The 13,350-nt window shown below is 59.8% G+C and carries 13 protein-coding genes; 8 read left to right on the forward strand and 5 right to left on the reverse strand.

The window, feature by feature from the left end; translation table 11 throughout:
- Positions 1-112: 112 nt before the first annotated feature.
- The 4 genes from puuE to FH08_RS0141965 are packed head-to-tail and all read left to right on the forward strand — an operon-like array spanning position 113 to position 3,156.
- On the forward strand, positions 113-1,063 hold the full coding sequence (gene puuE, locus FH08_RS0141950) for an allantoinase PuuE (protein ID WP_031364090.1): 951 nt from the start codon (positions 113-115) through the stop codon (positions 1,061-1,063).
- Positions 1,060-1,581, forward strand: a complete 522-nt coding sequence (uraD, locus tag FH08_RS0141955) for a 2-oxo-4-hydroxy-4-carboxy-5-ureidoimidazoline decarboxylase (RefSeq protein WP_031364091.1) — start codon at positions 1,060-1,062, stop codon at positions 1,579-1,581. The genes puuE and uraD overlap by 4 nt, the downstream gene beginning before the upstream one ends.
- Before the next feature lie 47 nt (positions 1,582-1,628).
- Positions 1,629-2,639 carry an allantoicase gene (gene alc, locus FH08_RS0141960; protein WP_031364092.1) on the forward strand — a complete coding sequence of 337 codons (1,011 nt, stop codon included), beginning with the start codon at positions 1,629-1,631 and terminating at the stop codon, positions 2,637-2,639.
- Between the two features lie 28 nt (positions 2,640-2,667).
- Positions 2,668-3,156 carry an ureidoglycolate lyase gene (locus FH08_RS0141965; protein ID WP_031364093.1) on the forward strand — a complete coding sequence of 163 codons (489 nt, stop codon included), beginning with the start codon at positions 2,668-2,670 and terminating at the stop codon, positions 3,154-3,156.
- Positions 3,157-3,276: 120 nt separating this feature from the next.
- Here the strand turns inward: FH08_RS0141965 and FH08_RS0141970 are convergent, their stop codons facing one another.
- From FH08_RS0141970 to uraH, 4 genes are all read right to left on the reverse strand, one after another.
- A complete protein-coding gene (locus FH08_RS0141970) occupies positions 3,277-3,645 on the reverse strand; it encodes a calcium-binding protein (RefSeq protein WP_031364094.1) in 369 nt (122 codons plus the stop codon).
- A 30-nt stretch (positions 3,646-3,675) separates the two neighbouring features.
- Entirely contained in the window at positions 3,676-4,167 is a 492-nt protein-coding gene (locus FH08_RS0141975; RefSeq protein WP_031364095.1) for a hypothetical protein, read from the reverse strand.
- A 696-nt stretch (positions 4,168-4,863) separates the two neighbouring features.
- Positions 4,864-6,057 carry a urate hydroxylase PuuD gene (locus FH08_RS0141980; protein ID WP_031364096.1) on the reverse strand — a complete coding sequence of 398 codons (1,194 nt, stop codon included), beginning with the start codon at positions 6,055-6,057 and terminating at the stop codon, positions 4,864-4,866.
- A 104-nt stretch (positions 6,058-6,161) separates the two neighbouring features.
- Positions 6,162-6,515 (reverse strand): hydroxyisourate hydrolase, encoded by a 354-nt coding sequence (uraH, locus tag FH08_RS0141985; RefSeq protein ID WP_031364097.1) that lies wholly within the window; start codon positions 6,513-6,515, stop codon positions 6,162-6,164.
- A 532-nt stretch (positions 6,516-7,047) separates the two neighbouring features.
- Here uraH and FH08_RS0141990 point away from each other — a divergent pair.
- A complete protein-coding gene (locus FH08_RS0141990; protein ID WP_031364098.1) occupies positions 7,048-8,418 on the forward strand; it encodes an 8-oxoguanine deaminase in 1,371 nt (456 codons plus the stop codon).
- A gap of 13 nt (positions 8,419-8,431) precedes the next feature.
- On the opposite strand, the gene FH08_RS0141995 is transcribed toward FH08_RS0141990, so the two are convergent.
- Complete coding sequence (locus FH08_RS0141995; protein WP_031364099.1) at positions 8,432-9,364, reverse strand: LysR substrate-binding domain-containing protein; 933 nt, start codon at positions 9,362-9,364, stop codon at positions 8,432-8,434.
- A gap of 269 nt (positions 9,365-9,633) precedes the next feature.
- Between FH08_RS0141995 and FH08_RS0142000 the strand changes: the two genes are divergently transcribed.
- Genes FH08_RS0142000 through FH08_RS0142010 form a run of 3 tightly spaced genes read left to right on the forward strand, consistent with a single transcriptional unit; the run spans position 9,634 to position 13,278 of the window.
- Positions 9,634-11,223 (forward strand): ABC transporter ATP-binding protein, encoded by a 1,590-nt coding sequence (locus tag FH08_RS0142000; protein ID WP_031364100.1) that lies wholly within the window; start codon positions 9,634-9,636, stop codon positions 11,221-11,223.
- Positions 11,220-12,326: an ABC transporter permease gene (locus FH08_RS0142005; RefSeq protein WP_031364101.1), complete on the forward strand. Its 1,107-nt coding sequence runs from the start codon at positions 11,220-11,222 to the stop codon at positions 12,324-12,326. Before FH08_RS0142000 ends, FH08_RS0142005 begins: the two co-directional genes overlap by 4 nt.
- 22 nt (positions 12,327-12,348) lie before the next feature.
- Positions 12,349-13,278, forward strand: coding sequence for an ABC transporter permease (locus FH08_RS0142010; protein WP_031364102.1), 930 nt, complete (start codon positions 12,349-12,351; stop codon positions 13,276-13,278).
- The last annotated feature ends 72 nt before the right edge of the window (positions 13,279-13,350 follow it).

Below are 13,350 nucleotides of genomic sequence, written 5' to 3' on the forward strand. Positions count from 1 at the left end.
AATATCTGCGTATGAATATGGGCGTGACGATGTGTTTTCGCTAAACTGGCCTATCGTCGCGCGGGTCTTTTACCGTGTGCGGCTCCATCGACTTTCACGCACTCATCCAGCCATGTCGAACGAATTGAAGTACCCACGCGACCTGATCGGCTACGGCCGGTACCCCGTGCAACCGAATTGGCCCGGCAACGCACGCATTGCGGTGCAATTCGTGCTGAATTACGAGGAAGGCGGGGAAAACTGCGTACTTCATGGCGATCCGGCGTCGGAACAGTTCTTGTCGGAAATCGTGGGTGCGGCGGCGTATCCGTCTCGTCACATGAGCATGGAATCCATCTACGAATACGGCTCGCGTGCCGGCGTCTGGCGCATTCTTCGCGAGTTCGAAAAGCGGGATTTGCCGCTTACCGTGTTCGGCGTGGGCATGGCGATCGAACGTTATCCGGATCTCGGGCGCGCGTTTGTCGAATTGGGGCATGAGATTGCGTGTCATGGGTATCGGTGGATCCACTATCAGGACATGTCGCCGGAGAAGGAAGCGGAGCACATGCGTCTCGGCATGGAGGCTATTGAACGCGTGACGGGCGTGCGGCCGCTGGGTTGGTACACAGGACGCGATAGTCCGAACACGCACCGGCTCGTCGCTGAGCATGGCGGGTTCCTGTACGACTCGGATTACTACGGCGACGACCTGCCGTTCTGGATGGACGTGGAGGTCAGTGGGGGCGCGAAGGCGCCGCAATTGATCGTGCCTTACACGCTCGACACCAACGACATGCGTTTTGCCACGCCGCAAGGGTTCAACACGGCGGAGCAGTTTTTCACCTACTTGCGCGACGCGTTCGACGTGCTCTACGAAGAAGGCAGCGAAGCGCCGAAAATGTTGTCCATCGGCATGCATTGCCGGTTGCTGGGCCGCCCGGGACGCTTCCGTGCGCTGCAGCGTTTCCTCGATCACATCGAACAATACGACCGTGTGTGGGTGACGCGACGGGTCGATATTGCGCGGCATTGGCGCGAGCATCATCCGTATGCAGGCACGACGGGAGTGAGCGCGTCATGAGTATTGTGCGGATCACGTTGGACCAACTCAATGCGCTGCCTGCCGGCGCGTTTATCAACACGCTTTCCGGTATCTTCGAACACTCCCCGTGGGTGCCCGAAGCGGCGTTGGGGAAGCGGCCGTTCACGAGCATCGACCAGCTTCACGACGTCATGACGACGATCGTCGACCAGGCGGGTAATACACGGCAACTGGCCTTGATCAACGCCCACCCCGAGCTTGCCGGCAAGGCAGCAGTGCGCGGAGAACTCACGGACGAATCCACGCGCGAGCAGAGCGGCGCCGGCCTCAATCTCTGCACTCAGGAAGAGTTCGACAGATTGCAGGCGCTCAACGCTGCGTACCGTGAGAAGTTTGGATTTCCCTTTATTCTGGCTGTGCGCGGGTTTGATCGCCACGGCATTATCGCGAACTTCGAGGCGCGCCTGCATCACGGCCGCGACATCGAGTTACGCGAAAGTCTCCAGCAGATTTACCGGATAGCGCGCTTCAGGCTCGACGATTTGCTTGGCGTCTGAACGTTTGAACGCAGCGCACCACCATTAAGACCTTATAAGGAAACACCATGGCCGCTCCCATACTCGATGCCAACGCGCCCGAATTCACGCGCCGTTATGTGAACCTCGCGGACCCGCGCTTCGGCGCGCAAGCGCTCGAGGCCAGCGACGAATTTTTCGCACCAAAAGAGCGGATGCTCAATCCGGAGCCGGCGGTGTTTATCGTGGGCAAATACGACGATAACGGCAAGTGGATGGACGGCTGGGAAACGCGTCGCAAGCGGGTGAGCGGGTTCGACTGGTGCGTGGTGAAGCTGGCGCGGCCGGGTGTGATCAAGGGTATTGACATCGATACGAGTCACTTCACGGGTAACTTTCCGCCGGCTGCGTCTATCGAGGGTGCGCACGTGGTGAACGGCGCGCCGACACAAGCGACGCAATGGACGGAAGTCGTGCCGTCCATGACGTTGCAAGGGAACACGCATCATTACGTGGACATTGCCAGCGAGCAGCCGTTCACGCATCTGCGTGTGAACATTTACCCGGACGGCGGTATCGCGCGGTTGCGTGTGTATGGACAGCCTCAGCTTGACTGGAGCAGCGCCAGCCGCACTGAGCTATTCGATCTCGCCGCGATGGAAAACGGCGCGTACGTTGTTGGCGCGAACAACCAGCATTTCGGGCCGGCTTCGACCTTGCTGATGCCGGGACGCGGCGCAAATATGGGCGATGGCTGGGAGACGCGGCGTCGTCGTGAGCCGGGCAACGACTGGTGCATCGTGGCGCTTGCTCAACCAGGCGTAATCAAGAAGATCGAAGTGGATACGGCGCATTTCAAGGGCAATTATCCTGACCGGTGTTCGTTGCAGGCAGCGTATGTGAAGGGTGGCACGGACAGCTCGCTTGTCACGCAGGCGATGTTCTGGCCGGTGCTGCTGGGCGAACAGAAGTTGCAGATGGACAAGCAGCATGTGTTTGAGTCGGAGCTGGCTGCGTTGGGTCCTGTCACACATGTGCGGTTCAACATTTATCCGGACGGCGGAGTTTCGCGGTTGCGGTTGTTCAGCACGCTTGTTTGATCTACGTAAATAAGACACGGGCTCTGCGATGAAAAAATTGCTGATTGAACCGCTGACCCGGGCGGCGTTCGAGTCGTTCGGCGATGTCATCGAGCTCGAGGGTGCGAAGCAGATCCCGATTAATCTCGGGACAACGATTCGTTTCCACGATCTTGCACGGATCGACGTGGAAGACGAGGGCGGCAGGCCGCTTGTGAATCTGTTTCGCGGGCAACCGCGGGTATTGCCGTTTGAGGTGTCTATGCTCGAACGGCATCCGTTGGGGAGTCAGGCGTTTTTGCCGCTCAACGATCGGCCGTATCTGGTTGTTGTTGCGCCGGCTGGGGAGCTTGATGAATCTGCTATTCGTGGGTTCGTTACTCGCGGATGGCAAGGGGTGAATTATGCCAAGGGCGTCTGGCATCATCCGTTGATCGCCCTTGATGAAGTCAGCGACTTCATTGTCGTGGATAGGGGCGGGGAGGGTAATAACCTCAACGAGGTTCAGCTTGATGAGTCGGTTTGGCTAATGGACTAAAGGACTAAAGGACGAATGGTCGGAGACTTCGTTCGCAGTTGATCACTAATCATTCACGGAACCCGCTGATCCGGTAATCTTGTGCGAGAGATGTCGGGGAATGCCGGGACTGTGTGGTTGTCAGAACGCGTAACCTCGATCGTGCCAGTAATGCCAGTCTGCGACGGCTACTTGTGTCGCCTCATCGGAGTTCACAGGGACGATTTGGGCCAGGGGTACCACGGCGTCGCGTTGCTTCGACCGAACCCGTACGAAAATGGCGACGCAACAAAGATCCTCATGGGCGAGCCCGATGACGGAGACGGTTTCACCTGAGCTCAACGGTGAAGCGGCCATGGTCTTGCGAATGTGCCCCTCGAATGGAAACGCGAGCTGTTCTTCGAGATAGCAGTACCAAGCCGTCGCCCGCTCTTCCTCGTTGTAGGCGTCGACGACTACTTCCATCTCGATGCGATGTTCACGCTCCTCGTTGACTTTGGTCTTCGCCATGATGTCGTATGGTGATCGGCTTAGATAACGTTACAGGTCAACAATACGCCGCAGCAGGCCGTATGAGACACGCCAGTGTCCTTCGAAGTCTGTCACGGCAATCGAGGCAGTTTTCGCGTTCAGCCTGACGATGGTGCCGATACGCTCGCTCAGGTGTTTGTCGGTGAAGCCAACAGTGTCGCCGACGAAGAACTCTTCGCGTTGTGCGCGCGGCGGGGGCGCCGGTTCGGGGTGAATCGGACCGCTCGCGCTGTCGGGAATGATCGCCGCGTACGGTAGTGCCCAGCGGCGCCGGCTCGCATTGTCCTGAATGATCGCCTGGGTTTGTCGAAGCTCAACGACGGTTCCCCGCAATGGTGGGGCCAGCGGATTGTCGGCGATGTAACTGACAGCCATTCCGAGGTGCAAACGTTGGCGTACTTCCAGAATCCGTCTGGGGTCATCGAGCATTTTGCCGATGGCGAGATAGAGGCGATACAGCTCGGCGCTGGGCGCCTGCCGAAGCGAGTCGAGAAGGTCCATGAATGTGAAGGCATTTGAAGGGCGAGCGGCAACAGCGGGTGCTCGCAATTGACTGGATACTACGGCAACGTCCCGAGCGTGTCCTTGAGTCACGCATAAGGTTCGAGACCACTCAGGCGAGCCGTGCCGAATAGCGAATACATCGTGGCTGCCGCTAATGCGCCGCGGGGCGAACCTACAAACATTCAGTTCGACATTCCTAGGCCAATCGGCCCGATTTTCCGCGCTGGCGCGTTGCTTTCCGGCAGTACGACAACGTTCTCAGTGTAGCAAACAAGCGTCGGCCAGTGATGTTGCGGACAGCCGAAGCTTTCGCGAGCGGCGCCTGAGCCGGTAACCCGATGTCGTTGCCTTCCATGGATTCATGGACCCGCGCAAGCACAGGCAGTGCCTCGCCTTGCCGTGCCGCATAGTCGAGGTTTTCTCCCTGGCCCGCAGGTGCAACCGATGATGATCGTCGAAAGTGGCTGCGAATGTGGTCGCTCGGGATTCGCGAGCGCCGAAGGCTTTTGATTCCGCGCTTGGTGCTTCCGAAACAGCATCCCGCCGACTTGTAATTGAACCGCCAGCAGCCAATTTTGCCAACTGAGTTACAAAGACATAATGCGCGAACCTTAGGCAATTGCAGGCTTCTATCCGCTCTGGCCATCACCGCCCAAGGCCCGCGCAAAATCCAATCACGAGTAAAACAGAATCCTACTTCAAAGCCCCACCCTGGAACCACGCGGCAATCTTTGAGCGTTCCTTATCAGTCATCTGCGTGACATTCCCCAACGGCATCGCCTTCAACACCACAGCCTGCTGATAAAGCCGCTGCGCGTTCACCGAAATCGACTCGGGCGTATCCAGCAAAACCCCCGCCGGCGCAGCCCCCATCATCGTCGGATGAGCGGCATGACACGTCGCGCACCGCTGCTGCAATATCGGCTCAATATCGGCCACGCGAATCGCAGGCGCTCCAGCCACTGGCGCAACCGTCGGCACACCCTTCGGCATGGTCCACGCAAACGCGCCAAACATCAGCACCACACCAATCACTGGCAAATACCACAACACCTGCCCACGATGGCGCATCACGAAGAACTGTCGAATCAGCGCACCTGCCAACATGATGATCAGCAACACAGCCCAGTTATAGGGATGCGTATAAGTCATCGCGTAGTGATTCGATAACATCACGAACACCACCGGCAACGTGAAGTACGTGTTGTGCACAGAGCGCTGCTTGCCACGCTTGCCATAAATGGCATTAGGCACTTCGCCCTTGAGCATGGCTGCAACCATCTTCCGTTGACCCGGAATGATCACGAAAAATACGTTCGCCGACATGATCGTGGCCAACGTCGCGCCCGTAATCAAATACGCGGCACGCCCTGCAAACACATGACAAGCAAGCCACGCCGCGATGACCACATAGGCGCCCACGCAAATCCCGAGCAGACCATCGCGATTGCCCAGCGCGCGGCACAGCGAGTCGTACACAATCCAGCCGGCCAGCAAGAACCCCAGCGCCGATGAAACCGCCACCACGGGTCCCATATCGAGCACGTTCTTATCGATGAGATACGTGCTCGGCGAGAACAGATACAACACCATGAACAGGCCAAAGCCCGACATCCACGTAGTGTACGAAGGCCACTTCGACCAGTGCAGGTCGTCGGGCATGTTCGGCGGCGCAACCGTGTACTTCTGCATGTTGTAAAAACCGCCGCCATGCACATGCCACAACTCGCCAAACACACCGCGCTTGGTCGCAGCGGGGTCTTTCGGCGGCTTCAGGCTGTTGTCGAGCGCCACGAAATAAAACGACTCGCCAATCCACGCAATCGCCACCACCACATGCAGCCAGCGCAAAGCAAGATTCAGCCAGTCAACAATAAAGCCTTCCATGAAACGTCTCCACCACGAATTCTGTTATCGAACCATCGGACGGACGCTGGATGAAAAAGCGTCGGCCGAACTGATTCAAACTAAGTGAATCTCAGATAAAAACCTTAACTACCGCGATACGTGCTGTATGCCCAGGGCGAAACCAGCAGGGGTACGTGATAGTGCGACGTGGCATCGGCAATACCAAAACGCAGCACCACTTGATCCACGAAACGCGGCTCAGGTAGATCAACGCCACTAGCTGCGAAATAAGCCCCCGCGTGAAATACAAGTTCGTATTCGCCGGCGACGAACGCGTCGTCCTGTAGCAACGGCGCGTCGCAACGGCCGTCCGAGTTGGTGTGCGTGGTGAGGAGCGCGCGCCGGGCGTCGCCGGTCAGCACGAAAAGTTCGACCTTGATACCGGTGCCGGGGCGGCCGTGCGCGGTATCGAGTACGTGGGTTGTGAGCTTGCCCATTCGCGTTGTCCTTGTAGTGTGCGAGGAGCGGCTGCGCATCGAACCGTCTGAGTTCTCGTCCATGTTTCGACAATCAGCGGCGGATCGAGGCTCCACAAGCGTGGCTACATACCCGTCGGCGTGAGAGGATGCGCGCCGTGTACAGCATTGTAAAAAGTTGCGGTGATCATAACGCCCGCGATAGGCAAGATAATCGCCAGCACATATCGGTCGCCCGCTTATTGCGCTTTCGTAAAGGAAACGTCAGCGTTGCAGCGCTTCGTTGCAGCCCTTTTTACCGCTTCCCGGCGATGCTACGCGAGCCAAAATTCACGATCATATTGAGTCCGTGAAGACAACTATGGCAGTGTCAGCATTGTCAGGGGCTTTTTGGCTACGGACAGTAGCGTCTTGCACAGCGGCGTACACGAAGGCTCGCTGGGCATCCCGAAGACGGCGATCGACGCTGGGTAACCGGGTAACAGGCGCGGATTCAAGTGGTGCTTTTATGCTTTTGCGCCCTCGGTAAAACAGTGAAATAGCGGAGATCGGCATGCAACAGAAACCCCGGACATTGCTGGTGAAGAACGCGCACGTGCTCGTCACCATGGACGAGACACGACGCGAGATTCCCAACGGCGGCTTGTACATCGAAGGCAATCGGATCACGCAGGTCGGCGCGACAAGCGACTTGCCGCACGACGCGGACGAGGTGCTGGACCTGTCGGGTCATCTGGTAACTCCTGGCCTGGTCAACACGCATCACCACATGTACCAAAGCCTCACGCGTGCTGTCCCGGCGGCGCAGAACGCGGAGTTGTTCGGCTGGCTCACCAGTCTGTACAAAATCTGGGCGAACCTGACGCCCGAGATGATCGAGGTATCGACGCTGACCGCCATGGCCGAATTGCTGCTCTCGGGCTGCACGACGTCGAGCGATCATCTCTACATTTATCCGAATGGTTCGCGCCTGGACGATAGCATTGCGTCGGCGCAGCAGATCGGCATGCGTTTTCATGCGGCACGCGGCAGCATGAGCGTCGGGCAAAAGGACGGCGGCTTGCCGCCCGATTCAGTGGTCGAGAGAGAAGATGCGATTCTGAAGGACACGCAGCGCCTGATCGAAACGTATAACGATGAAGGCCGTTACGCGATGCTGCGCGTGGTCGTGGCACCGTGCTCGCCGTTCTCGGTCAGCCGCGAGTTGATGCGCGATTCGGCGCTGCTGGCGCGGGAATACGGGGTATCGATGCACACGCATCTCGCCGAGAACGTGAACGACGTCACGTACAGCCGCGAGAAGTTCGGCATGTCGCCGGCCGAGTATGCGGAAGATTTGGGCTGGGTCGGACCGGATGTCTGGCACGCGCATTGTGTGCAGCTGGACCGTGCGGGTATTGAGTTGTTTGGGCGTACGGGAACGGGTGTCGCGCATTGTCCATGTTCGAACATGCGGCTGGCGTCGGGCATCGCACCCATCCGGGCGATGCGAGACGCGGGCGTATCGGTCGGAATAGGCGTGGACGGATCGGCATCGAACGATGGCGCGCAGATGGTCGCCGAAGTGCGGCAAGCGTTGTTATTGCAGCGCGTGGGTTTCGGTCCCGATGCCATGAGCGCACGCGAAGCGCTCGAAATCGCCACGCTGGGCGGCGCGAAGGTGCTGGGCCGGGATGATATCGGCGCGTTGGCGCCTGGCATGGCAGCCGATTTCGTTTCCTTCGATCTGAGCCAGCACGGCTTTGCGGGCGCGTTGCACGATCCCGTCGCGGCGCTGGTGTTCTGCGCGCCGCCGCAGGTATCGACGAGTGTTATCGACGGAAAGGTAGTGGTGCGCCACGGCCAGTTGACGACGGTCGATCTTGGACCGATCGTCGAGCGTCACAACCGGCTGGCCGGCCAGTTGATCGCCATGGCCAACTAAGCGGCCATCCAGGTTAAGGCGCTTCGATCAGCGAGCGGGTGGCATCGGCGACGAGGTGGCGTAGCCAGCGCACTTCGTCGGAGTAGTGGCAGCGCTCGTGCCACAGTTGGTAGTACTGCATCGGCGGGAAATCGAGCGGAGCAGGGACCACGGTCAGTGGCAAGAACTTGGCGTAGTGATCGGCGAACAGGCGCGTGGTGGTGAAAACCAGATCCGACTTGATCAGCACATACGGTGCGAGATTGAAGTAGGGCAGCGTAACAACCACATGCCGCTTGAGCCGTTCGCGTGCCAGATGCACATCGATAGCGCCGCGCTGGCCCACGGAATACGGCGTAGGTGCGAGATGCGGCGCGTTGAGATATTGGTCGAGCGTGAGCGCGCCGCGGCGTGCAAACGGATGATTCGAGCTGACGAGACAGACAATCTTATCGACGAAAAGATTCGAGAGATGCAGTTGTTCAGGCGGCTCGGGCCAGTTGCCCACCACGATGTCGAGCTTGCCGTCCTCCAGCGCGAGTTCGTAGTCGAAAGCGGGACCCAGCGAATGAAATTCGAGCGTGGCGTTGGGCGCGGCTATCCGAAAACGCTCCACCACGGTCGGCACAAACAGCACGTTTAAATAGTCCGGGCAGCCAATGCGATAACACCGCACGGACGTCGAGGGTTCGAAGTTGTGCTGCTGAACCTTGATGCGTTCGATCTCACGCAGCGCGTTTTGCGTGGGTTCGAGCAGGCGCAGGCCGTACTCGGTCGGCACCATGCCGGCTTTGCCGCGCACGAGCAGCGGATCGCCGGTGATATCGCGCAGGCGCCGGAGCGCCGCGCTGATGGCGGGTTGTGACTGATTGAGCTTGACGGCCGCGCGCGTGACGCTGCGCTCCATCAAGAGGGTGTGAAGGACGCGTAACAGGTAAGTGTCGATCGCTTCGCGTTGCTGACTCATCTTCTCTCCAATATACGGTCAGGCTGATCGACCAGGGTGCAGAACATATCGTTTTTAATATGACACATTGTTTCCGTCAAGCTGGGCATACCCGCAAGCACACTCGTTGCAAGCTGTGCAACACCGTGCTGTTGCTAATTGCGCGCACTATTTTGAGTAATCGACGGCCCGCACCGTTTTGGGTATCTTTTACTCGCAGACTGCAAGTTTCCGTTGCCCACATGCCGGTCATCCCGGTTTTGCGCGCTTTCCGCACTTTCTGAGTCCATATGGGCGACGCCATTTCTTCATCCATTCAGCCGGGCGGTGCGCTTACATCGCGCCTCGCGCTTCACGGCATCAGCAAGCAATATCCCGCCGTCAAGGCCAACGACGACGTGACGCTCATCGTCGAACCGGGTGAAATCCACGCCGTGCTCGGCGAGAACGGCGCGGGCAAGTCCACGCTGATGAAGATCATCTACGGCGCGGTACGTCCCGACGAAGGCGAGATTCGCTGGGAGGGCGAACCGGTCGAGATCGGCAGTCCCGCGGCCGCGAGAAAGCTGGGCATCGGCATGGTGTTCCAGCACTTTTCACTGTTCGAGACGCTGACGGTGGGCGAGAACATCGCGCTTGCTCTCGACGATAAATTCGATCTCAAGACGCTCGGCAAGCGGATTCGCGAGGTATCGGCGGAATACGGGCTCGATGTCGATCCGCAACGCCACGTGCACAGTCTCGCGGTGGGCGAACGCCAGCGCGTGGAGATCGTGCGTTGTCTGCTGCAGAACCCGCGTCTGCTGATCATGGACGAACCCACGTCCGTGCTCACGCCACAGGCGGTTAAAAAGCTCTTTACGGTGTTGAGACGGCTGGCATCGGAGGGATGCAGCATTCTCTATATCAGCCACAAGCTCGATGAAATCCAGGCGTTGTGCCAGACCGCGACCGTCATGCGCGGTGGCCGCGTGACAGGGAGCGTTGATCCGCGCAAGGAAACCCACGCATCGCTCGCACAACTGATGGTCGGGCATTCGCTACCCGATTACACCCGCCGCGAACATACGCCGGGCGACGTGAAGCTCGCGGTGAAGAACTTGTCTGTCGCCAGCGCCGATCCGTTCGGTACGTCGCTGCAGGACGTCTCGTTCTCCGTGCACGCGGGGGAGATTTTCGGCATCGCGGGGGTTTCGGGGAACGGACAGGCCGAGTTACTGGCTGCGCTCTCAGGCGAGATTCGCGATAAACATGTGGCCCCCGATGCCATCACCATCGTCGGTCAGCCCGCCGCGCGCTACAGCGCGGGCGGACGGCGCACGCTCGGCTTCGCCTTCGTGCCCGAGGAACGGCTCGGGCGCGGCGCGGTGCCGGCCATGTCGCTGGCGGAAAATGCGCTGCTGACAGGACATCGCGAACACATGGTGCGTGGCGGCTGGATCAGCACAAAAACCATGCGCGCGTTTGCCGACCGCTGCATCAGCGCATTCGATGTCCGCTGCGGCGGCAACGGCGCGCTCGCGCAAAGCCTCTCGGGCGGGAACTTGCAGAAGTTCATCGTGGGACGGGAGATCTTGCAGGAACCGAAGGTGCTCGTCGTTGCGCAACCGACCTGGGGCGTCGATGTCGGCGCAGCGGGTTTCATCCGTCAACAACTGCTGGATCTGGCTGCGCGCGGCGTGGCGATCCTCGTGATTTCGGAGGAGCTGGAAGAACTCTTCGATATCTGCGACCGCATCGCCGTTCTCGCTCGCGGCAAGCTTTCCCCGGTCCGTGAAACCGGGTTGACTAATGCAGAAGAAATCGGCCTGTTCATGGCCGGTCTCTTCGATGGCAATCGCGCTGACTCCGTCGCCCTCGACACCACGGCCCCGACATGAATTTTCCTTATCGACTCGAAGCGCGTCCGACGCCGTCCCGTGCCATGCAGCTTGCCGTGCCGCTGGTCGCGGCGGTGCTGACGCTGATTATCGGCTTCCTGATTTTTACGCTCGTGGGCCAGGACCCTTTGCGCGCAATGCACGGGTTTTTCATCGAACCCTTGTCGAACGTGAACGGCTGGTCTGAACTCGTGCTGAAGGCGTCGCCGCTGTGCCTGATCGCGCTGGGGCTGGCGGTGGGGTATCGGGCCAATGTGTGGAACATCGGCGCCGAAGGGCAGATGCTGCTGGGCGGGATCGTGGCGGGCGGCATCGCGATTCATCTGGGAGATGCCACCGGCTGGTGGATCCTGCCGCTGATGATGATTGGCGGCGTGATAGGCGGCATGGCGTGGGCGGCGATTCCCGCGTTGCTCAAGAGCCGTTTCAACACCAACGAGATCCTGACGAGCCTGATGCTCACCTACGTCGCGACGCAGTTGCTGATCTATCTGGTGAGCGGTCCATGGCGTGACCCTGAGGGCATGAACTTCCCGATCTCGGCGATGTTCGGCGATTCGGCGCTATACCCCCGCCTTTACGGCGATTGGGGCTGGGCATGGCTGAAGGGCACGCGGATCAATGCGTCCGTATTCATGACGATGATCGCGATTCCGCTTGTCTGGTTGTTCATGCGCAAGAGCTTCGCGGGGTATCGGATGAACGTGGGTGGCCTGGCGCCGCTGGCAGCCCGTTACGCCGGTTTCTCCGATAAAAAGGCCATCTGGACCTCGTTGCTCCTGAGTGGCGGTCTGGCTGGGCTGGCCGGCATGGGCGAGGTGGCCGGGCCGATCGGGCAATTGCAGGCGAGCTGGTCACCGGGGTATGGCTTTACCGCGATCATCGTAGTGTTTGTCGGCCGCTTGCATCCGATTGGCATCGTGCTCGCGAGCTTGCTGATGGCGTTGCTGTATCTCGGCGGCGAAGCGGTGCAGACGTCGCTGCAATTGCCGCAGGCGCTCGCCGGCGTGTTCCAGGGGCTGCTGCTGTTTTGCCTTTTGGGCGCGGACCTGTTCGTCAACTATCGCGTGCGGCGCCGGGTCGCGACGCACGCGCATTCGTAATCAAAAGCGGACTAGAAACCTTATGGATATCAATCAGGCCAGTTCGCTTTCCTCGAGCGCAGTCGTCGCCGCCATTCCGCTGATGTTCGCGGGCGCTGGGGAGCTCGTGGCGGAGAAGTCGGGGGTGTTGAACCTTGGCGTGGAAGGCATGATGCTGATGGGCGCCGTGACCGGTTACGCCGTCACCGCGATCACCGGTAATCCGTGGCTCGGCATTCTGGGCGCGATTGTCGCGGGCGTGCTGATGTCGCTCGTGTTCGCGTTCCTGACCATCACCATGCTTGCGAACCAGGTCGCCACGGGGTTGTCGCTGACTATTTTTGGCATTGGGTTTTCGGCGTATATCGGCAAGCCTTATACGTCGGCGGCTGTGCGCGCGACTATCGACGTGCTGCCCATTCCCGGTCTTACCTCCATTCCCGTGATCGGCCCCGCGTTTTTCACGCTGACGCCGCTGGGTTATCTCGCGTTCATCATGTTCGGCGTGATCAGCTGGTTTTTGTATCGAACCCGCGCGGGGCTGGTGCTGCGCTCGGTGGGCGAGTCGCCTTCGGTTGCGCATTCCGTGGGTTTTCCGGTGGTCGGCGTGCGTTACGGCGCGACACTTTTCGGTGGCGGAATGGCGGGTATTGCGGGTGGTTATTACTCGATCGTCTATCTGCATTTGTGGCAGGAACAGCTGACGTCTGGGCGCGGTTGGATCGCGCTGGCGCTGGTCGTGTTCGCGACGTGGCGGCCGGGGCGGCTGCTGATCGGCGCGTTGCTGTTCGGCGCCGTGATGGCTTTGCAGTTTTACGCGCAGGCCATTGGCGTGCCCATCCCGACGCAGTTCCTTGCGATGCTGCCGTACATTGCGACGATCGTTGTGCTGGTGATCATTTCGCGCAATCCGAACACGATCAAGCTGAACGCGCCTACGTCGCTCGGCAAGCCGTTTTTTGCAGCTAGCTGATGGTTGGGGCGCGGTGCTCGCCGGGTGGCTGCGTCCGAACGCGAACGCGCATGCCACTGCGAATGCCATGCG

This window comes from Caballeronia sordidicola (genome assembly GCF_000729995.1).
Taxonomy (GTDB): Bacteria; Pseudomonadota; Gammaproteobacteria; order Burkholderiales; family Burkholderiaceae; genus Caballeronia; species Caballeronia sordidicola_A.

What these genes read in the sequence shown, in the direction of transcription:
- puuE (WP_031364090.1), top strand. Translation starts at nt 113, where the DNA reads ATGTCGAACGAATTGAAGTACCCACGCGACCTGATCGGCTACGGCCGG.
- uraD (WP_031364091.1), top strand. Translation starts at nt 1,060, where the DNA reads ATGAGTATTGTGCGGATCACGTTGGACCAACTCAATGCGCTGCCTGCC.
- alc (WP_031364092.1), top strand. Translation starts at nt 1,629, where the DNA reads ATGGCCGCTCCCATACTCGATGCCAACGCGCCCGAATTCACGCGCCGT.
- FH08_RS0141965 (WP_031364093.1), top strand. Translation starts at nt 2,668, where the DNA reads ATGAAAAAATTGCTGATTGAACCGCTGACCCGGGCGGCGTTCGAGTCG.
- FH08_RS0141970 (WP_031364094.1), bottom strand. Translation starts at nt 3,645, where the DNA reads ATGGCGAAGACCAAAGTCAACGAGGAGCGTGAACATCGCATCGAGATG.
- FH08_RS0141975 (WP_031364095.1), bottom strand. Translation starts at nt 4,167, where the DNA reads ATGGACCTTCTCGACTCGCTTCGGCAGGCGCCCAGCGCCGAGCTGTAT.
- FH08_RS0141980 (WP_031364096.1), bottom strand. Translation starts at nt 6,057, where the DNA reads ATGGAAGGCTTTATTGTTGACTGGCTGAATCTTGCTTTGCGCTGGCTG.
- uraH (WP_031364097.1), bottom strand. Translation starts at nt 6,515, where the DNA reads ATGGGCAAGCTCACAACCCACGTACTCGATACCGCGCACGGCCGCCCC.
- FH08_RS0141990 (WP_031364098.1), top strand. Translation starts at nt 7,048, where the DNA reads ATGCAACAGAAACCCCGGACATTGCTGGTGAAGAACGCGCACGTGCTC.
- FH08_RS0141995 (WP_031364099.1), bottom strand. Translation starts at nt 9,364, where the DNA reads ATGAGTCAGCAACGCGAAGCGATCGACACTTACCTGTTACGCGTCCTT.
- FH08_RS0142000 (WP_031364100.1), top strand. Translation starts at nt 9,634, where the DNA reads ATGGGCGACGCCATTTCTTCATCCATTCAGCCGGGCGGTGCGCTTACA.
- FH08_RS0142005 (WP_031364101.1), top strand. Translation starts at nt 11,220, where the DNA reads ATGAATTTTCCTTATCGACTCGAAGCGCGTCCGACGCCGTCCCGTGCC.
- FH08_RS0142010 (WP_031364102.1), top strand. Translation starts at nt 12,349, where the DNA reads ATGGATATCAATCAGGCCAGTTCGCTTTCCTCGAGCGCAGTCGTCGCC.